This is a genomic window from Emcibacteraceae bacterium (genome assembly GCA_041396985.1).
Classification (GTDB): Bacteria; Pseudomonadota; Alphaproteobacteria; order Sphingomonadales; family Emcibacteraceae; genus Pseudemcibacter.
In genome coordinates, this window is the sequence record JAWKXO010000001.1 from 379,742 (window position 1) to 400,859 (window position 21,118).

Sequence of the window (21,118 nt, forward strand, 5' to 3'; positions counted from 1 at the left end):
TTTATTTCATCGGCTCTGGCGAAACTGCTTCGGCCTGCTTATTTTCTTCTGGCGGCAAATTCTGCTGTTCTTTATTGCTCTCGGCCTGCTCAGCCTCAGTTCTGGCACTTGGATTATTTGAGCCACCACCGATGGCCCCAAATATTTTTCTTAATATCCCCGGGGCAAGTGCCATTAACGGGTTTATCTTAACCTCAGGGTCCTCAATTGTACCGGTCATATTATAGGTTGCTGCAAATACCCCTTCTCCCTTGCCACCGGCCAGTATGGTGCCGATCAGCGGTATATTGCTTAAGAGAGAGTTGATCCCGTATGCCGGGATGATTGTTCCGCCTAAAGAAATCTGATCAAATTTCTGATCAACAAATCCGTCAAGCGTAACGCCAAGTGTTGGTCCTTTTGCCGTTCCGGAAATAAGCGTGAGGACATCATCATATTGCTTAAATTCACTTTCAAAGCTGGTAAAGGAAAGTCCGTTTGCTTCCAGCTCTTCCTGTGCTTTGGAAAATTCCTTTTCCTTTAGCAGTTCACTGAAGGCTTTAGAATTGGCAACAGTGAAATCTTTGGCTTTTATAGTTCCCGAAAGAGAAAACCCTTTTTCCATCCGTTCAATATCAGCTTCCACAAGCAATTCGCCCCGGTCACCACTTGTGAAAAAATCCAGTGAGCGAAGGGCCTGGCCGGCATCATTGGTTTGCAATGTCAGTTTTTGTGGGGCATCAAGGTCATCTAAGGTGCTGGCAATGATAATGGAAAGCTTCTTATCCTCATCCCATTTACCACTATAGCCAAAATCAATAACTTCATTATTGACATAACCGGTCAGAACAGTGGCATCCTGCATTTCTACATCATTATACATTTTTACATTTTCTACTGATCCCGCCAGATTAAAATCAGGAAGTTCCGTTTTCTCTCCTTCCTTTGCCGGACTTAAAACGATATCCATAATTGGAATGGCATTAAACTGATGGCCGTTTAAAGAAACCTGATAAAGTTCATTTTCGCTGTCCCATTCAAATAGTCCGGAAAAGTCATTATCCGGCATTTTTAAAGATTTAATATAAAGCCGTGACGTCCGTTCCCCATCATAAATAAGATCAAGGTCACTCATCAGACCATCAGATTTAAAAGCAATATTATTGACCTTAATTGTTTCGTTATCGTCAAATAGAAGCGTGAAATCTGTGTTAGCATTCTCCCCTTCTTCCTTAAGCCAGCCTAACGGTTCAAATGCAATTTTGGCATCTTTTAAATCAAAATGGCCGCTTCCACTTCTAAGTCCCGCCCCTTCACCGTTCAAGGTCAATGTGGCATGAGATGGGCCCTCAATATAATCAACAAATGGCAGATAAAGATTATCCCAGTCCTTTCCCTCTACATCGCCTTCTATTGTGTAACTTGTTGGAAATTTGGCCGTATTGGTAAAATCTTCGGTCCAGTTTGCCTTAAAATCAACGCCATTAAGAATAATATCGCCAGTGGACGTTATTCCCTGTCTGTTGACCGATAGTTTCATGACACCTTCTGAAAGTGAAAAATTGTCGGATAATTTGGGAATATAAAGCGCGTCAATATCAGCCTGAACATCGAACTCGACATCTTTCATCATAAGATCTTTTATTAGCGGAAAATCAAGTGTCAGAACGGTATCTGCATTTCCCAATACCGTATCCGGCTTTATCCCGTAATCACTTGGATAGCCGAGCGGTTCATTGTCAATGACTTTCAGAATTTCCTCAACACGCCCTTTAATTGGTAAGACAAAATGTGCAACCGCCTCTCCTTTATGAGCAATATCATTAAAATGAAGAACGCCATTTTCAATATCTACTTTTTCAATTTTTGCACTTTGAACATTGAGCTGGAAACGGTTAAGTCTGAGCGTTGCTGAACCCATAATATTTGTCAGTTCCGGCATTGGTTTTAAATAATGCGAACTCCCATTAATCAGATTAAAGCTAAATATAAAACTATTGGGTGGCAGGGTTTCCAATGCCCACATTTCAGGACGAATATTAACGTCAATAACACCATCAGTAATCATACCCCCTGTAATATTATCTTCAATCCAGTTACGGGCATTGGCCAATAATTCTGGTGGCCAATAGGTTTTTAAATTTATAAGCGGCATATTTTCAACATTTGCCGATACCAGTACATCAGGATCATTTCGCATGCTTCTGATCGTTCCCTGTGCTTCCACACGTGCACCGTCAAACTGGAGAAAAAATTCATCGAGTGAAATTTCATCGGAAGCCGAAATAAACTGCCCTGAAACAACAGCCTGATCAATTTTTATGGGGCTTTTATAGATTTTTCCTGGGTTTATCAGACCATCACCCACATCAAATTCAAAATTAAATACAGGTAAATCAAAATTTTTGTCGATAGAAAAATTAATATTGCCTCCAACTGGAATATTTAATGTTGAAAGACTTGAAAGATTCTCTACCTCACCCGCTACTTTTGAAGGGATAAAATTTGAAAAGCCAAGTTCTGTTGTCGCTTTTTCGGCTGCAATATTATAGGTAATTGACAAATGTAACGGGATATCATTATTTTCTTCGAAATCAATTGCCCCCTCCACAAGCATACTGATACCGCCATCAAACCGCTTAATGTCAAGTTGTGCATCAGGTATTTGCCAGACATCACCAGAAAGCTCGTCTTTTAGATTTATTGCTGTATCAACCAAAGTCAGATGCTGAAGGTACCCCGTTGAATTGTAGGCGTTTGGTGGGGCAAGTAACTGTTTCGTCAGGCGGGGAACAAGGTTCGTCGAACTGTTAAAGTCGGCAAGATAAGCTCTCATGGTTGCTACAAATTCTTCCTGATCAAAAGCCTGACTGTTCCAGGTTTCCTTTGGAAGCAACAGATTAAGTTCAAGTCCACTGAATTCTACAAATGTTGGGGCTAATACTCCTCTGAAAAATGCTGCAGGACTGAACTGCATTCCTGCTTTGGGAATTTCAAGTTTGAGTGATGTTGTCGGGTTTTCAATTTCAACATTTAAAAATCTGACCTCGAATGAGCTATTCCCGGTCGGGTTATTTTTCGCAGATCGCCAGGTCAGGATTGTTTTATCTATTGCTACATTCTGGCCTATCCCCTGTTCAATCAGAAGATTTCGAAAAAATGGGGAATAACCCTCAAGTTCCACAGGTCCGTTGCTCACTCTCCAGATAAAAAGAAGCATCGCCAAAGTCATGATGGCCAGAAATGATACCAGAAATTTTACTGTGAATCTTAAAGCTTTGAGCAATATATTTTCTCTTTAATTCCAATTAGTTTGTTTGGCTAACACGAATTATGATGCTAACTATATTATAAAATTGTCAATAATATGATTTTTGGATCGATTTAAATGTCTCAGGTGTCAGCAGATACATCAAACAACTCTTTTCATTTCCCTCTTATTTCAGATAAGGGGCTCGCTGAAGAGAAATTAAAGGATTTTATATTAATTTACAATGAATCTTACCCGGATGACATTAAAAATATACTGGATGATGAACAGCAAAAAGACCTCCTGCTTTCCATTTTTTCAAATAGTCCGTATCTGACAAACCTGCTCTTTAAATATTCAGACTTTTCAATCAGGCTTTTTAAATTAACACCGGACGAATTGATTGATGAAATAAATTCAAATTTAAAAGATATGGTCTTTCAAAGCCAGAATGATCTGATGCATGCTTTAAGAATAGCGAAGGCAAAAGCAGCTCTAACTATTGCCTTTGCTGATCTGTCAGGCAGTTGGTCTCTCGATAAAATCACCAAATCCTTATCCCTTTTCGCTGAACTTTGCCTAAACCTCTGCGTTAATTTCATGATCCGGGAAGCATTGGATAATGGTGATCTCTGCCATAAAATTGGGGATAACGTCAGTTCAAACTCTGGTTATGTTATACTGGCGATGGGAAAACTTGGCGGATATGAACTTAATTATTCAAGTGATATTGATCTGATCGTGCTGTTTGACCTTGATATCGTCAAATATACTGGCAGAAAAAGCGCACAGGACTTTTTCATACGTATGACGCAAAGACTTGTAAAAATAATGTCCGAGCGTACTGCCGATGGATATGTATTCAGAACGGATCTTAGGCTTCGTCCTGACCCGGGGGCAACGCCGGTTGCTCTTTCAATGGAAGGGGCAGAATTTTATTATCAGAGTGTCGGTCTTAACTGGGAACGGGCAGCAATGATTAAAGCCCGTCCAATTGCAGGAGACATTTCTGCAGGGCAGGCTTTTCTTGAACGCATTAGAGGATTTGTCTGGAGAAAGCATCTTGATTATGCGGCCATTGATGATATCCATGCAATCAAGAAACTGATTCACGAACATCATAGTCATACCCGCATAAAACTGGAAGGGCATGATGTAAAACTTGGCCCCGGCGGCATTCGGGAAATTGAGTTCATCGCTCAAATTCATCAGCTCATAGCTGGGGGAAGAGAGCCCGCCCTTCGAATTGCGCCAACATTGCTTGCCCTTGAAGCCCTTTGTAAAAGCGGCAAAGTAGACAGAGCAGAATTTGAAATCCTTCAGGATGCCTATATCTATCTTCGGACACTTGAACACCGTCTTCAGATGGTCAATGACGATCAGACCCATATAATGCCAACGTCAAACAATGATATTGAGCGTATGTCCAAATTCATGGGATATACGGACAGATCAAAATTTGAGAAAGACCTGATCAATCATTTAAACTGCGTTCAGGATATTTTTAACGGGTTGCTTCATGATACCAACCAGACCCAGGCAGAGGATATCAGCCTGTCATTCCCCCTTGATGAATTTCATCCAACAACACTGAATGCAATTGAGGAAGCAGGGTTTAGCGATCCTAAGAAAATTTATACAATCATACAAAACTGGCAGCTTGGAAGATACCGTGCCTGCCGCACGGAACGGGCAAGAACTATTTTAAAACAATTGGTTCCGGATATTTTAAAAGCATTTGGCCAGCATAAGGATCCTGATTCAGGTATTGTTAAATTTGATGAATTTCTTTCCCGCCTTCCATCAGGGGTACAGCTTTTTTCATTTATAAAGGCTCAGCCCTGGCTTCTTGACCTTCTGGCCCAAATAACCGGTATTGCTCCATTTCTTGCAAATCAGCTGGCCAGAAGACCACTCCTTCTGGATTCAGTATTAAATGCGGAGAATTTTAAAAAAAACTCCTCCCTGAAAAAACTTCAGGACAGTCTTGATGAATTACTTCGTACAGCTCTTGATTTTCAGGATGTTCTGGATATTACGCGAAAATGGACAAATGAAGGAAAATTTCAGGTAGGACTTCAGATCTTGAGAGGGGACACTGATGTCATTGAATTTTCAAAAACACTATCAAACATAGCCCAGACTTCGCTCAGTACAATGCTCAGACATGTTGAAGGGGAATTTGCCAAAAAGCACGGTATTATAAAAAATTCATCAATTTGTGTTCTGGCCATGGGAAAATTCGGGGGTTATGAAATGTCCACGACTTCGGATATTGATATGGTTCTTATTTACGAAGCGGATGATATGGAAAGCTATTCTAACGGAAGCAAGCCCTTTTCAGTCAATCATTATTATGCCAGGCTCTGCCAAAATTTCATTACCAGCATTACTGCCTTAACAGGCGAAGGAAAATTATACGAGGTTGACATGCGGCTTCGCCCGTCGGGAACAGCGGGGCCCCTTGCCGTCTCATTTGAAAGTTTTATAGATTATCAAACAGGCCAGGCCTGGACTTGGGAACATATGGCCTTAACCCGTGGCAGAGTAATTGCCGGTCCAAAGCAATTACAGAAAAAAATTGAAGCTGCAATTTTAAACACTCTAAGTAATAAAAACCGCGACCCCAGAAAACTGCTGCTAGATGTCGCAAATATGAGAAAAAAACTTGTCGATAATTTTGCCACCAGCAATATCTGGGCCATGAAACATATTAGAGGCGGTATTATTGATGTGGAATTTATCTGTCAGTATTTGCTTCTAAAACATGGGGCGGATCATCCGGAAATTCTGAAAAAAAACACGCTTGAGCAAATAACCGCCCTTTCCAAAGCAAGTATACTCGAAGAGGATATTGCCAACGAGCTTTATAAGGCGTCCCATATTCTTTCTGCTATACAGGCCATGCTTCGCCTTTGTCTTGATAATGAGGAAGTTGATCAGGAAAAACCTTATGCATTGCTGCTTACACTGGCTGAACGTTTCAATACTGAACCGGATAAGGTTGAAGCCCTCATACTGGAAAATCAGAATTTTATACATAATTTATATTATGAAATCATTGAAACACCAGCGTCAGAGATGCTAATGGATGAGCAATCAACAATACTAAATAACAAATAGGACGTTACCATGCCCGAAATTGGTCAAAAGGCCCCTAATTTTAATCTGCCTGATGAAACCGGAAATAAAGTTTCCATGTCTGATTTTAAAGGAAAGAATATAGTTCTTTATTTTTATCCCAAGGACAACACACCCGGATGCACAAAGGAATCCATAGGATTTAGCCAGCTTAAAGGAAAATTTGAGGATCTGGATACAATTATACTTGGCGCTTCAAAAGACAGCGTTAAAATGCATCAGAATTTTATAAAGAAACAAAATCTGACGATAAAGCTACTGGTCGATGAAAACGGTACACTTTGTGAAGATTATGGAGTCTGGGTTCAAAAAAAGCTTTACGGCCGGGAATATATGGGCATTGAACGCGCCACATTTCTGATCGGTAAAGACGGGCTAATAAAGAATATCTGGCGGAACGTAAAAGTTGACGGTCATGTTGAAGAGGTTCTTGACGCCGTTAAAGACCTATGAATGAAAAAATGCAAACGTTAGCTGACGCAGCTCACAAAGCATTAAGTGCTTCTGATATTCAAGATAAGATATATCTTACCTTTAAAGGCGCGACTGACTGGCGCAATGGGCTGCTTGAATTTTCATTTGACCTTGACGCACCCGAAAGACCGGGAAGACCGGAAAAGCCAGAGCTTTTAATGCCAAAGGATATGCCAAAAAGGCGTAATGCCAAGGCGCGGGCCGCTCGGATAGCAATGCTTCATGCAATATCCCATATTGAGCTGAATGCCATTGATCTGGCCTGGGACATTGTGCTTAGGTTTGGGCACTATATGCCCCGTGACTTTTGTGATGACTGGATAAAAGTTGCCGAAGATGAAGCAAGACATTTTGAATTATTAAATAAACGCCTTAAAGCTTTTGACAGCTATTATGGTGCCCTGCCCGCACATGATGGGCTCTGGCAATCTGCCGAGGCCACCGCACATGATCTGTTGGCGCGTCTGGCAATTGTTCCACTGGTACTGGAAGCAAGAGGGCTTGACGTTACACCGGCAATGATCAAAAAGTTCGCTGAAAGTGGTGATATGGAAAGTGTTCAGGCACTTGAAATTATCTATAAGGAAGAGATTGACCATGTTCGTTCAGGGCAAAAATGGTTTAATTTTTTATGTGAAAAAAATGATCTGGATCCACAAAAAACCTATCAGAAAATGGTTCGAAAATATTTTGCCGGTCATTTAAAACCGCCGTTTAACAGCGAGGCAAGAGAGGAAGCCGGACTGTCAGAAGCATACTATTTGCCACTGGCCCAAAATCTGTAAACTCATTAAAAATGTTTGCATTCTTTAATTATTTGCTATCATATTCAGGTTACTTTTGAACGATTCGTCCATAATAAATGAAATTCGTTTGGGCAGAATTTTTATTTATGAGAGAATTAATTGAAAATAGACAATGTTATCAAATGGTTAAGTGAGAAAGCCGATCGTTACTATCCTGACAGGCAATTATACTTCAGGACAAATGGCGATGTAAAATTCATCACAATTTCTCAAAAAGTTCAAATCGGAAGCAGCCTATTTCTGTTTGGATTTGCCATTTGGTTTCTGGTAGCATCCTATAATTATGTATATATAACGGAAATTATTGACGAAAAGAATGGCGAGGTAAAGATAACCAGCCAAAATTACCAGGAACTTGAAGCACAGTATAATCAATTAAAAAACGACATTCAAAAATCCGCCACCGCGTTAGAACAACGCCAGCAATATATACAACAGGTCCTCGAAGAGGACGGCAATCTCACCAAACCCTCCACACAGAATCCGGCTTTCGATAATTCTTCCAGCAATGATGAAGATTATGATGATGACGCTGATCAGCAAACACGCAATATGATACGTGATAAAGATCTGGATAAAATTTATGTAGGACTTAAACGCATAGAAATGCAGCAGAATACCACAGTCAAAATGATGATGAATAAAGTGGATAAGAAACTTGCCTTTCTGGAAGGTGTATTGGACAATGCCGGTATTAATTCTGATAAGATGCTCGAACTTGCTGATGATCTTCCTTCAGCAATAGGTCAAGGTGGTCCATTTATCGGCCTTGAAGGTGGGATAAACGATGCATCAATTGACAGCGGTTCTTTTGATGAACTTTATAATAAACGTGAAAACCTGAATAACCTTGAGGTTGCCCTCTCCTATCTTCCAATAGCCACTCCACCAGAAAAATACTATATTTCAAGCAAATTTGGCATGAGACGGGACCCAATTACAAAAAAATGGGCCCAGCACAAAGGACTTGACATGGCGGGCTGGCATAAGACCCCCATCAGGGCAGGTGGCCCCGGTATTGTGGCAAGAGCTGGCCGTTTTGGTACATTCGGACTTTATGTGGAAATTGATCATGGCAATGGATTTCGGTCTAAATATGGCCATCTTTCGCAGGTAAAGGTAAAAAAAGGTGAAAAAGTAACGGAAAATCAACTTATTGGCCTTATGGGTAGTACAGGAAGAGCCGTTAGTACTCATCTTCATTATGAAATTTGGTTTAATGGGAAACCACTTGACCCTTTAAAAGTGCTTAAGGCAGCAAAAGATGTTCAAAAGATCAGACAACAAAGCTATGACAGCTAATCAAGATAAAACCGAAAAACCTGAGGAAATTAAGGCAATGAAACCACCTGCAAATTCAGTACCATCCATCATCAGTTCAGATGTTGTTATTAAAGGTAATCTTACTACATCAGGAGAAATTCAATTAGATGGCACTATTGAAGGTGATCTAAAAAGTAATTCAGTTACCATTGGCGAGCATGGTACCGTTAAAGGGAAGGTGACCGCCGATGATGTCGTTGTTAAAGGCACTGTCAAAGGCAGCATTACGGGCAGAAATATTCGTGTTGAGAAATCTGCAAAAATTACCGGCGACCTTTGCCATCAGACACTCAGCATTGAAGCCGGGGCGTACATTGAAGGTAACCTGAGTCATCAGAATTCTACTGCTGGCGGCAATCTTGCGAGCTCCAATAATAACACAACCAAGGTCGTTTCTGCCAATACCGACAATAAAGAGCCGGAAAAAAAAACGATCTTATAGATTTGATTTAAATAATATTTAGTGAATTAATTGAAAAGCGGGAATTAAACCCGCTTTTTTATTCTATATCGTCCACTTCAGTACTGCTGCCATGAACTCTTGCCGCCAATGCGGCATTCAGAAACATGTCAAGATCCCCATCCAATATCTTATCCGGCTGCCCGCTTTCAACACCAGTTCGCAGGTCTTTTACCATCTGATATGGCTGAAGGACATATGATCGGATCTGGTGCCCCCAGCCGATATCCGTTTTTGAATCATGTTCACTATGAGCTTCCTGCTCCCTGCGCTGCAGCTCTTCTTCATAAAGACGGGCTTTAAGCATATTCATGGCCGTGGCCCGGTTCTTATGCTGGCTTCTGTCATTCTGACACTGGACAACAATATTCGTCGGGATATGGGTGATCCTGACTGCACTGTCAGTGGTATTCACATGCTGACCGCCGGCACCTGATGCACGATATGTATCAATCCGCAAATCACTTTCATTTACCTCAACTTCAAAATCATCGTCAATGACAGGATAAACCCAGACACTGGCAAAGCTGGTATGTCGTTTGGCATTGCTGTCAAAAGGGGAAATACGGACCAGCCGGTGAACACCGCTTTCCGTTTTAAGCCAGCCATAGGCATTCTCACCTTTTACTTCAATGGTTGCCGATTTAATACCGGCTTCTTCACCATTATGTATTTCGATTAAATCCACCTTATAGCCATGCGCCGCTGCCCAGCGGCTATACATTCTGAGCAGCATATTTGCCCAATCCTGACTTTCCGTTCCGCCTGCTCCAGAGTTGATCTCAAGATAAGCCGGATTGGCATCCGCTTCGCCACTAAGCAAGGTCTGCATTTCCAGTACAGACGCTTTTTCAGTCAGTCTCGAAATGGCCGCCTCGGCTTCTGAGATGATATCCTGATCATCTTCGAGTTCACCAAGCTCAATAAGCTCTATATTATCATCAAGCTCACTCTGCACATCTTTACAAAGCGTAATAGCCTGTTCAAGTTTGGTGCGTTCCTTCATCAGGTTTTGAGCATTTTTGGGGTTATCCCAGAGTTTGGGATCTTCGGAGAGGGCTGTTAACTCCTCATATCGTTCAAGAGCGACATCCCAGTCAAAGATGCCTCCTCAGCAGTGCGAGAGACTGCTTGATTTTTTCCACACTATTCTGGATTTCAGCTTTCATTTTTAAAGACCATTATGATTAATTAATATATGCCGCCAGTACCTGTTCGCAGCTTGGTCTTTGTTTGCACGAGAGAATTAAATCCGTCAAGTACTTGTTCTTCTTTATTTGGGAAGGTTCCCTGCCTGAATGCTTCGAGTATTGTAGTTTTAGTATCAGCACTTGCAAGTTGGCCGGAAACAGGATCAACACGAACCAGTCTCACCCCTTCGGGTACCCTGAAAGGAATGGGTTTCTCGTCACGGAGGGCGTCCGCCATGAAGTCACGAAAGATCGGGACAGCTGTTGAAGCGCCCTCTTCACCATCACCGAGTGAACGTGGTCTGTCGAAACCAACAAATACACCGACGACAAGGTCTGGTGAAAAGCCGACAAACCAGGTATCAAAACTTTCATCCGTTGTCCCTGTCTTTCCAGCGAGAGGACGGTTTAATACTTTTATACGGATGCCTGTGCCGCGCTGGACGACCCCTTCCATCATTGAGACAAGCTGATAGGCGGTCACCTGATCAAGGACCCTGTCCCTGACATCCGGTAGGACAGGTTCCTGCTGATAATCCCATTTATCAACAATACACCCATCACATTGCCGTTGATCATGTTTATATATAGTAACACCATGCCTGTCCTGAATACGGTCGATCAGGGTCGGTTCAATTTTCTTACCGCCATTGACTATCATCCCATATGCTGCAGAGAGCCTTAATAAGGTTGTCTCACCGGCGCCGAGCGACATTGATAGAAGATCCGGCATATTATGTGTAATATTAAACCGGTCAGCAACTTCAACAATTCTATCCATTTTAAGATTTTGTGCCAGCCGGACTGTCATCAGGTTTCTTGATTTTTCAATACCAAGCCTAAGTGTACTTGGACCATAATATTTATTACTTGAATTGCGAGGTTTCCATTTACCGTTGCCAAAACCCTGATCAATCACAAATGGAGCATCTAGCACGAGGCTTGATGGCGTAAAGCCATTATCAAGGGCAACACTGTAAACAAAAGGCTTAAAAGCACTGCCTGGCTGACGCTTTGCCTGGGTTGCGCGGTTATATTCACTACGTTTAAAGTCATAACCACCAACCATTGCCAGAACTCGACCTGTATGCGGGTCAAGCGCCACCAAAGCTCCATTCACTTCAGGTATCTGGCGTAAGCCATAAGCCGTACCATTGGTTAATGCGGTTGCATCTGTTTTTGACGGATCAATTTTTTCAACGGCTATAATATCGCCCTGGCTTAAGACTTCTGTCACGGATTTTACTGCCGGACCGCGTCTTTCTTCCGGTAGCCATTTACGTGCCCAACTGACCTCATCCAGTGAAATCGACTCAAGCGGCAAACGGTCATATGTTGCTGCATCATGAATAGCTTTTTGAGTGGCTATTGTTGCCTGCTGATCATCGACATCCAGTACAACGGCTATTTCCCAGCTATCAATACCGAGCGGTGTATTCACTTCAAGAAAGCTTTTTTTCCACTCTTCATAAGGGGCAGAAAATAGGTCCATCTTATCCAGAGGGCCTTTCCAGCCATGACGGCGATCATAAACCACCAGACCATTTTTTAATTCGCGCTCGGCTATGGTTTGAAGTTTTGGAGATAGCGACGTTCTAACCGCCAATCCACCACCATAAAGTTCTTCATCACCAAATGTCTGTTTAAGTTCACGTCGGACATCTTCTGCAAAATAGTCCGCCTGAAACGTTCTAGCCTGTCCGGACTCAACGGCGACAAGCGGCTTTTTGATTGCTTCATCTTTTTCTTTTTCACTAATGTAGCCTTCTATTGCCATTCGTCCCAGAACCCAGTTACGGCGACCAATGGCCGCATCATAATGGCGAACGGGGTGATAATTGCTTGGCCCCTTTGGCACAGCCGCCAGATAAGCAATTTCCTCGACATCAAGTTCATCAAGCGACTTTCCAAAATAATTGAGGGCAGCAGCAGCCACGCCATAAGAATTCTGACCAAGATAAATTTCATTCAGATAAAGTTCTAAAATTTGATCTTTGGTAAATGTCTGCTCAATTCTATAGGAAAGAATGGCTTCCTTTATTTTCCGCTCAAGGCGTACTTCACCACTAAGCAGGAAGTTTTTGGCAACCTGTTGCGTGATTGTAGATGCCCCGACCGGACGTCTCCCTGTGATGACATTTTTGACATTAAAGAGGACGGCACGAAACAGTCCCTTAAAATCAATCCCGATATGGGTATAAAAATTCTGATCTTCAGCTGAAATAAAGGCCTGAATTACTTTTGGCGGAATTGCTGAAATTGGTACAAACAGCCGTTTCTCACGGGCATATTCTTTGATCAGGCTACCGTCACCGGCATAAACACGGCTTACGACCGGTGGCTCATAATCGGCCAGCTGTTTATAGTCTGGCAGATCGCGACCATAGGAATAAAGGATATAAAGACCGCCCAGAACCGTGACAATACCCGAAACAAGGGTAAATACCACTAAGCCGCCTATAATATTTTTCCACTTTTTTGACAGTTTAAACAACCATTTCGCCCGATATGTTAGAATCGCTGTAATTTTAGGTGCAAATTATGACATACATAAGGCACAATCAAGTTAATAAAAATTAGAATTTTACCTAGTTAAAAGCAAAATTTTTGGCAAAATACTGGTCTGCCGCATCAAGAATTGCTTTGCCAATTTTATCATGTGTTTCCCGCTGCATCAGCAGTTTAGCATCTGTGCTATTGGTTAAATATCCCATCTCGATAAGGACTGATGGAACATCAATGCCTTTTAAAACCGCGAAACCGGCAGACCTGAGGCTTCTTTTTCTCATAACCACTGCTTTTTTTAGTTCCGAGTTTAGTTCTCCCGCAAAACGATTGGATAAATTCATAGTTTCCTGTTTGACAAGATCAATCAGGATATTTTGCACCATATCCGTTTCATCACCAAGATTAACACCAGCGATGACATCTGACTTGTTTTCGCGAGCAGCCAAAAGTGCAGCCTCACGGTCTGAGGCTGTTTCGGTCAATGTATAAATCGTCGCCCCCCTTACAGAGGCATTATTGAAGGCATCCGCATGAATAGAAATAAACAAATCAGCATTATTGGTATGAGCAACCAAACTGCGTTCACGGAGTTTCAGAAAAATATCGCGGTCACGCGTCATAATAACCTTATATCGTCCTGACGCTTCAAGTATCTTTTTAATATTCCGGGCAGCCGCAATTGTCACATTTTTTTCCGAAATACCATTGATTTTAACCCCGCCCAGATTGCCGGGATCATGACCACCATGTCCGGGATCAAGGACAATGATTTTTTTATTTGAAATGGGTCTGCTTGCAGGGCTTCTGGTACTGTTTACGGCCTGCGCTCTCACAGCTGGCGCTGAAATAGTGCTGGAAAATGATGCCTGGGATATTTTTTCAAAATCAAAAACCATCCGGTCCGGATTGCCGGCTTTGCCCTTGATGACAAATGAATTGGCAATTTTTACTGGATATTTCAGATCAAGAACAATCCTGGAAGTGCCCGGCATATAAAGTCCATACCGATAATTATTAATCAGTCCCATCCCTTCAGCACCACCTGGGCCTATTTTCCAGTTAACCTCATCAAGGTCAATAACAATCCTGTTTGGATTTGCCAGACTGAAAGTTCGAAACGCAGATTTTCCTTTTATTTCAAGGACAAAGCGGGTTTTATTGTCATCTCCGCCAAGACGAACGGCGGATATTTCCGGAGAAGCCGCAAGAGAATAGCCTGCGAACACTGCCGAAAAAATCAGCGCAGAGAGAAAAATTCTTAATGGCAAAAACAGGGTTCGACCCACCTTGATCATCCTAATAATCTTCGCATTCAGTTGCCTATAATTAATAAAATATAGGATAATGGTTAATATTTATTAACATTTCTAATATAAAATAATGATTTCAAAAAGTATTTTTTAATTTTTGTTATTTTCAGTTGTTTATCGTCAACATGTTTATTATGTTATATTTCAGTCGTATTGACGCGTAAGAAATGATCGAAAATACGATGCTGAAAATCCAAGTGATGATTAGGCTTTATAAGAATTACTTATAAGAAGAAAAACAAGAATAGAGATTACGATCAAACCCAAAAATAAGTTTGATAAAAAATTATGAATTCAGGCATTAAAAGCAGCAAGAGTAGTCACCCAACATCAAAGGAAAAAACCTTTGGTGATAATGGCGTATTTGTTCTCTTTCCTAAGTCTTTTAATGCATTGCCCCAAAAATTATTAAAAACAACAAACCAAAAACCTGCACGCTTAATGGCAGCAAATGACCATAAAAGCTCGAGCGGTTTTTTGAGTGGAGAATATTTAAATGTCAATACGTATGTTAATCGACGCCTCCCACCAGGAAGAGACCCGTGTGGCCATCGTCGATGGAAATCGAGTGGAGGACTTTGACTATGAAAGTTCCTCTAAAAAACAATTAAAAGGCAGCATCTATCTAGCAAAAGTGACCCGTGTTGAACCGTCTCTGCAAGCCGCATTTGTGGATTACGGGGGAAATCGCCATGGATTTCTAGCCTTTAGTGAAATACATCCTGATTATTATCAAATCCCGGTTGCTGACCGTGAAGCTTTAATAGCGGAGGAAGCCGCTGCAAATGCTGATCTTCTGGAAGTTGAAGCAAAAGAACAACAGGAGAAGCCAAAAAAGAGAAGAAGACGCCCGCGCAGAAGGTACAGCGAAGGTGATGCAGAAAATCATATTGAAAATACAGAAGATGAAAATTCTGCTTCTGAAACTGCAGACAATGTCGAAATTGAAGATGAAGAAAAAACTGCCGAAGCAGACGCACTTGAGACTGACTCTCAGGTAGCAGATGACAATACTGAAAAGCAAGAAGTGCCGGACGGTAATGAAAATGATCTAGCTGCCAAGCGCAATTCCCGCAGAAAAAGATCTAAAACTAAAGCTGAAACGACAAAAGCTGATAATGTTATCACAGAAGACGTTGCGAATGAGGACAATAAAGCTGAAGAGCATAATGACGATCATGATGAAGCTGAACTTATGGATGATGAATTCATAGAAAATGGCGATTTGGCTCAGGAAAGCCACGAAGAAGTTAATGCTCCGTCCGAGGAAGAGGAAGAAGAACGTTTGCGCATTAAAATGGCAAAACGTCTGCGCTATAAATATAAAATTCAGGAAGTCATTAAGAAAAATCAGATTATTCTTATACAGGTTGTTAAAGAAGAACGAGGAAACAAAGGCGCTGCCCTCACGACTTATCTGTCGCTGCCAGGCCGTTATTGCGTCCTTATGCCAAACACACTTCACGGTGGTGGTGTCAGCCGCAAAATTGCCAATGTAAAAGACCGCAAAAAACTGAAAAATATTCTGTCAGAACTAAACATGCCAAAGGGTCATGCCTGTATCATCCGTACAGCAGGCAGTGACCGCACCAAGCTGGAAATTAAACGTGATTATGATTATTTAAAACGCATGTGGGATGCGATCAGGGAACTTACACTTAAATCAATTGCCCCAACGCAGATTTATGAAGAAGGCAACCTGATCAAACGCAGCATTCGTGATCTTTATACCAGAGATATTAGTGAAATAATTGTTGAAGGTGAAAGAGGATATAAAACGGCTAAAAATTTCATGAGCATGTTGATGCCCAGCCATGCCAAAAAAATCCACCATTATGTTGACCCTATCCCACTTTTTCAGCGCTATAAAGTGGAAGCTCATCTCGATTCCATGTATAGCCCGACAGCACAGCTTAAATCCGGGGGGTATATTGTCATTAACCCGACAGAAGCTCTGGTTTCGATTGACGTAAACTCAGGACGCGCAACAAAAGAACATAATATTGAGGAAACGGCCCTTAAAACGAACCTTGAAGCAGCGGAGGAGATTGCCCGCCAGTTAAAGTTGCGCGATATGGCCGGACTGGTTGTTATTGATTTTATCGATATGGAGGAAAACCGGAACAACCGTGCTGTTGAAAGAAAAATGAAAGACTGCCTAAAGGCAGATCGCGCCCGTATTCAGGTGGGACGGATCAGTTCTTTCGGTCTGATGGAAATGTCAAGGCAAAGACTAAGGGTTGGTGTGCTTGAATCCAGCACGACCCCCTGCCCGCACTGTGAAGGCAGCGGTGTATTAAGATCCGTTGAATCCCAAAGTCTTCATATATTAAGAATTATTGAGGAAGAAGGAAGCAGAAGTAATAATTCGCATTTTACTGTCTATCTCCCTTCCAGGATTGCCATTTATCTTCTTAATAATAAAAGAGAAAATCTGATCAGCCTTGAAAAACGAAATAACTTCAGCGTATCAATTGCAATTGATAGTGATCTGACTGCATCTGCCTACCGCATGGATAAATCAGGAAAGCCGTCCGGCACTCTGCAAAATAGGAATGACTCTTTAAGGCTGGGACACGATGTCAATACGCTGATTGATGTAACTGAAGAGGACGTCTCGCCTAAAGAAACAAACAACGAAAAATCAAAACGACGCAGAAGAAGAAGAAAATCTTCCCAAAATAAAAATAACTCTCCTGCAAACGAGACCGATGAAAATTCTGTTCAGGCTGAAGAAGACCACGATCGTCCACGCCGCAAGCGTCGTTCAAGACGGGGGAGAAGACGTGACTTTGATCATAAACCAGAAAATAATACTGAAGAAACTGACAATAAAAGTGACTTAGCTGTTTCCGGGGAAACGAAAACAGTAACGGCGGAGGTAACTGAAAAACAGGAAACGAAGGAAGAAACCAAACCAAAGCCAAAACCTCGCCGGAATAGAAAGGTCCAGGACGACGCTGAGACTGAAAAAAATACTGAGCAGAATATACAGGTAGAGGACGTTTCTGAAACTGTTGCCGCAAAAGTGGAAGAAAAGCCGAAACCTAAAAGGGCAACCCGAACTCGTAAAAAACCGGTTGAAGAAAAAACTGAGACAAGCGAAGAAATTCCGGCTGATAAAAAACCCGCGAAAAGCACCAGAAAAAGAACCACTAAAAAAACGGATGCTGCAAGTAAGGCAGAAACCGTTACTGATAAAGAAACTGGTTCTAATTCAGATACTACGCCAGTTGAAGTAAAACCAAAGAAAAAGGGCTGGTGGTCCAGATAACAAAATTATAAAATATTAAAGCCTGAATAATTCATTCGGGCTTTAATTTTGTCACAATGTTGTTTTAACATTTTATTCATGCTTCATTAAGGCGTTGTTGCTTAAAAGGAGCATTAATTGACGAAGCGACCTGAACAGCATAAACTTGGTACATGATGATAAAATCCATTAAGTTTGTAATACACAGAATATTTGTTGTGATGCTTATTTACAGCTTCACAATGACAAATGTTACTTTTGCAAAAGAACGTGGACTATCAATTTTACGGGATGCCGAAATTGAGCAGATTATCAGGGATATTACCGAACCGATTTTTAAGGCTGCCGATCTGGAGCCGGGTGCCGTTGACACATACCTGCTTGATGACAGCACAATTAATGCATTTGTCATGGGCGGACAGAATGTTTTTATAAATTCAGGCCTTTTACTCGCTGCACAAAATACTAACCAGGTTGTCGGGGTAATTGCCCACGAAACAGGGCATATTAAAGGCGGACACCTCACGAGATTCAGCGAAGGGATGTCCCAGATGACTGCATACAGTCTCATGGGATTGGTGCTCGGTGTCGCCGCCATGGCGGCGGGTTCTGCCGATGCCGGACTGGCCCTGATGATGGGCGGTCAACAGGTTGGCTACAGAACCCTTCTGCGTTTCAGCAGAACGCAGGAATCTTCTGCTGATCAGTCCGCTCTTACTACTCTTGATAAAATGGGGCAGTCAGGCAGAGGCCTTATTGAATTTTTTGAAATTCTGGGCGATCAGGACCTTGTTCCTGAGAGATATCAGGATCCTTATGCAAGCACTCATCCATTAACCTCGGATCGTATAGAACGCGTTGAGGAAAAAGTAAAAGCATCCCCATTTTATGATGTAAAAACAGACCCTGAACTGGAAAAGAAATTTTTCAGACTACAGGCTAAATTATTTGGTTATGTAAAACCCTTACATGCTACTTTGGTAAAATATCCCCTTAGCGACCAAAGCGTGAATGCTCGATATGCCCGAACATTCGGCTATCAAAGAAATAAGCAGATAAAACTGGCACTGGCTGAAATAGATTCTCTTATTAATGAGTTTCCCGATAATCCATACTTCCAAGAAACAAAAGGACAGATTTTATTTGAAGATGGGAGAGTGGAAGAATCGCTTGTACCCTATAAAAAAGCGGTTGAGATTTTACCGTCTTCAACCTTAATCCGTATGTCATATGCACGCTCCCTGATCAGCTCCGAGAATGACAGGTATCTCGATGAAGCAATTAGTAATCTTGAAATTGCACTGAAAGAAGAGCCAAATGACAGCTTTGGCTGGAAAGAAGCCTCTATTGCCTACCACAGGAAGAATGATGAAGCGATGACCCATTATTCAACGGCTCAACATTTTTTACTTACTGGTAATATTAGAGGGGCTATGATAAACGCTAAGAAAGCTGTTGATTTACTTCCTAAAAACTCTCCAAACTGGTTTAAAGCCCAGGATATTATGATGGCAAGTCAGGTAAATATAAACGACCAGGAAAGAAAGCAGCAGGAACAGGAAGAAAAAGATAAAGCAGAACGCCAAAAAGAAAGAAACAGGAGTTAGGGTATGAGATTCCCAAAATTGATAGCGGCCATTGCACTGGTCATCGTTTCAGCAGGTTTGTTTTCCCTGTTCGGTAACGCACAGCAAGGCGGCACATCATTTAACGATGCCCAAAAGGAAGAAATTAATGCGCTGATCCGAAATTATATTCTGGAAAATCCGGAAATCATTCCGGAAGCCGTAAATGTTCTTCGTAAGCGCCAGAACGCAAGTATGCTGTTGGATGCGCAGGATCAACTCTATAATGACGGTTATAGTTATGTAGCCGGAAATAAAGACGGTGATGTCACCCTGATTGAATTTTACGATTATAATTGTGGGTATTGCAAACAGGTTCCTAGCATTCTGAGCAAGTTGCTAGATGAAGATAAAAACCTAAAAATTATTTATAAGGAACTCCCTATTCTCGCAGAATCATCCAATTATGCCTCTGTCGCCGCTATGGCGGCAATGAAGCAGGGGAAATTCATGGAATTCCATAATGCCATGATGAAGAATAAGCGGTCACTTACAGAAGATCTCGTGATGAAAATTGCCCGTGATGCCGGACTTGACGAGGAAAAATTAAAAGAAGATATGAAAGACCCCGATATTGAAAGCAATATCACAAAAACTAAATATCTTGTTCAGAATATTGGTATTTCAGGAACACCCGGCTTTGTCATTGGTGATCAGATCATAGCCGGTTACGTTCCTTACGAACACCTAAAAGAAGTTATTGAAAAGGTGCGAGAAACACAAAAAATGTAATTTTTAGAATGATTATAAAATTATAAAAACCGGACTTCACAGTCCGGTTTTTTCGTGCCATAAGATACCAACAAAATTTTATAAATATTATATACTAATTCTGGAGCTTTCATTTATGGCAACTGAACATCGCACTAAAGTCCTTATCATTGGGTCCGGCCCCGCTGGATATACTGCTGCTATCTATGCTGCAAGGGCTAATTTAAAACCCATAATTGTTCAGGGAATGGAACCAGGTGGACAGCTTACCATCACAACAGATGTTGAAAATTACCCGGGTTTTGCAGAGGCTATTCAGGGACCCTGGCTTATGGAGCAAATGAAAGCACAGGCCGAACATGTAGAAACAACTATAATTTCTGATTTCATTAGCGATGTTGATTTTTCGAAGCGTCCTTTTGTCTGCAAAGGAGACAGTGGTGATACGTATATCGGAGATACAGTAATTATCGCAACCGGCGCCCAGGCAAAATGGCTTGGCATACCATCGGAAACGAAATTTCAGGGGGTCGGTGTATCCGCTTGTGCCACCTGTGACGGATTCTTTTACCGTGGAAAGGACGTTATCGTTGTCGGTGGTGGTAACACAGCTGTAGAAGAAGCTATTTTCCTGACCAACTTTGCATCCAAAGTAACGTTGGTTCACAGACGTAATGAACTGCGATCAGAAAAAATTCTTCAGGACCGTTTATTTGCCAATAAGAAAATTGAATGCCTTTGGAATCATGAAATTGACGAAATTCTTGGAGATGAACCACCAATGGGTGGCGTAACAGCGGCAAGAGTAAAAAATGTAAATACTGGCGAGACCCATGAAATTCCGGTGCATGGTGTATTTATTGCTATTGGTCACGCTCCGGCAACCGCCCTGTTTAAAGGAAAAATTGATATTAATGAACGTGGCTACATCAATACAGCGCCGGACAGCACCGAAACCAATATTCCCGGGGTTTATGCCGCGGGTGATGTCACGGATGAGAAATACCGACAAGCCGTTACGGCCGCTGGTATGGGCTGTATGGCCGCGCTTGAAGCAGAACGCTTTATAGCTGAGAATGAATAAAAGA

At 41.8% G+C, this 21,118-nt stretch carries 13 protein-coding genes; 9 read left to right on the plus strand and 4 right to left on the minus strand.

Going from position 1 to position 21,118, the window contains the following annotated elements; genetic code table 11:
* Window position 1 precedes the first annotated feature (1 nt).
* A complete protein-coding gene (locus R3D86_01775) occupies window positions 2-3,265 on the minus strand; it encodes an AsmA-like C-terminal domain-containing protein (GenBank protein ID MEZ5756932.1) in 3,264 nt (1,087 codons plus the stop codon).
* Between the two features lie 102 nt (window positions 3,266-3,367).
* On the opposite strand from R3D86_01775, the gene R3D86_01780 reads away from it, so the two are divergent.
* The 5 genes from R3D86_01780 (at window position 3,368) to R3D86_01800 (ending at window position 9,415) form a co-directional block, all read left to right on the plus strand.
* Window positions 3,368-6,352, plus strand: coding sequence for a bifunctional [glutamine synthetase] adenylyltransferase/[glutamine synthetase]-adenylyl-L-tyrosine phosphorylase (locus R3D86_01780; protein ID MEZ5756933.1), 2,985 nt, complete (start codon window positions 3,368-3,370; stop codon window positions 6,350-6,352).
* A gap of 9 nt (window positions 6,353-6,361) precedes the next feature.
* Window positions 6,362-6,823, plus strand: a complete 462-nt coding sequence (gene bcp, locus R3D86_01785) for a thioredoxin-dependent thiol peroxidase (protein ID MEZ5756934.1) — start codon at window positions 6,362-6,364, stop codon at window positions 6,821-6,823.
* Window positions 6,824-6,831: 8 nt separating this feature from the next.
* Window positions 6,832-7,629: a ferritin-like domain-containing protein gene (locus R3D86_01790; GenBank protein MEZ5756935.1), complete on the plus strand. Its 798-nt coding sequence runs from the start codon at window positions 6,832-6,834 to the stop codon at window positions 7,627-7,629.
* Window positions 7,630-7,749: 120 nt separating this feature from the next.
* Window positions 7,750-8,952 carry a peptidoglycan DD-metalloendopeptidase family protein gene (locus R3D86_01795; GenBank protein ID MEZ5756936.1) on the plus strand — a complete coding sequence of 401 codons (1,203 nt, stop codon included), beginning with the start codon at window positions 7,750-7,752 and terminating at the stop codon, window positions 8,950-8,952.
* A complete protein-coding gene (locus tag R3D86_01800) occupies window positions 8,942-9,415 on the plus strand; it encodes a polymer-forming cytoskeletal protein (GenBank protein ID MEZ5756937.1) in 474 nt (157 codons plus the stop codon). Before R3D86_01795 ends, R3D86_01800 begins: the two co-directional genes overlap by 11 nt.
* A gap of 58 nt (window positions 9,416-9,473) precedes the next feature.
* On the opposite strand, the gene prfB is transcribed toward R3D86_01800, so the two are convergent.
* From prfB to R3D86_01815, 3 genes are all read right to left on the minus strand, one after another.
* Window positions 9,474-10,602, minus strand: a protein-coding gene (gene prfB / locus R3D86_01805) for a peptide chain release factor 2 (protein ID MEZ5756938.1) whose coding sequence is annotated in 2 segments (ribosomal slippage) — window positions 9,474-10,532 and window positions 10,534-10,602 — 1,128 coding nt in all. Because the reading frame shifts where the segments join, the coding sequence is not laid out codon by codon here.
* A 22-nt stretch (window positions 10,603-10,624) separates the two neighbouring features.
* Window positions 10,625-13,072 (minus strand): penicillin-binding protein 1A, encoded by a 2,448-nt coding sequence (locus R3D86_01810; protein MEZ5756939.1) that lies wholly within the window; start codon window positions 13,070-13,072, stop codon window positions 10,625-10,627.
* A gap of 139 nt (window positions 13,073-13,211) precedes the next feature.
* Complete coding sequence (locus R3D86_01815) at window positions 13,212-14,426, minus strand: N-acetylmuramoyl-L-alanine amidase (GenBank protein MEZ5756940.1); 1,215 nt, start codon at window positions 14,424-14,426, stop codon at window positions 13,212-13,214.
* A gap of 511 nt (window positions 14,427-14,937) precedes the next feature.
* Here R3D86_01815 and R3D86_01820 point away from each other — a divergent pair.
* The 4 genes from R3D86_01820 to trxB all read left to right on the plus strand — a co-directional run bounded on the left by R3D86_01820 (window position 14,938) and on the right by trxB (window position 21,114).
* Window positions 14,938-17,715 carry an Rne/Rng family ribonuclease gene (locus tag R3D86_01820; GenBank protein ID MEZ5756941.1) on the plus strand — a complete coding sequence of 926 codons (2,778 nt, stop codon included), beginning with the start codon at window positions 14,938-14,940 and terminating at the stop codon, window positions 17,713-17,715.
* A gap of 221 nt (window positions 17,716-17,936) precedes the next feature.
* A complete protein-coding gene (locus R3D86_01825; protein ID MEZ5756942.1) occupies window positions 17,937-19,301 on the plus strand; it encodes a M48 family metalloprotease in 1,365 nt (454 codons plus the stop codon).
* Between the two features lie 3 nt (window positions 19,302-19,304).
* Entirely contained in the window at window positions 19,305-20,051 is a 747-nt protein-coding gene (locus R3D86_01830) for a DsbA family protein (protein ID MEZ5756943.1), read from the plus strand.
* 115 nt (window positions 20,052-20,166) lie between these two features.
* Complete coding sequence (gene trxB / locus R3D86_01835) at window positions 20,167-21,114, plus strand: thioredoxin-disulfide reductase (protein ID MEZ5756944.1); 948 nt, start codon at window positions 20,167-20,169, stop codon at window positions 21,112-21,114.
* Window positions 21,115-21,118 lie beyond the last annotated feature (4 nt).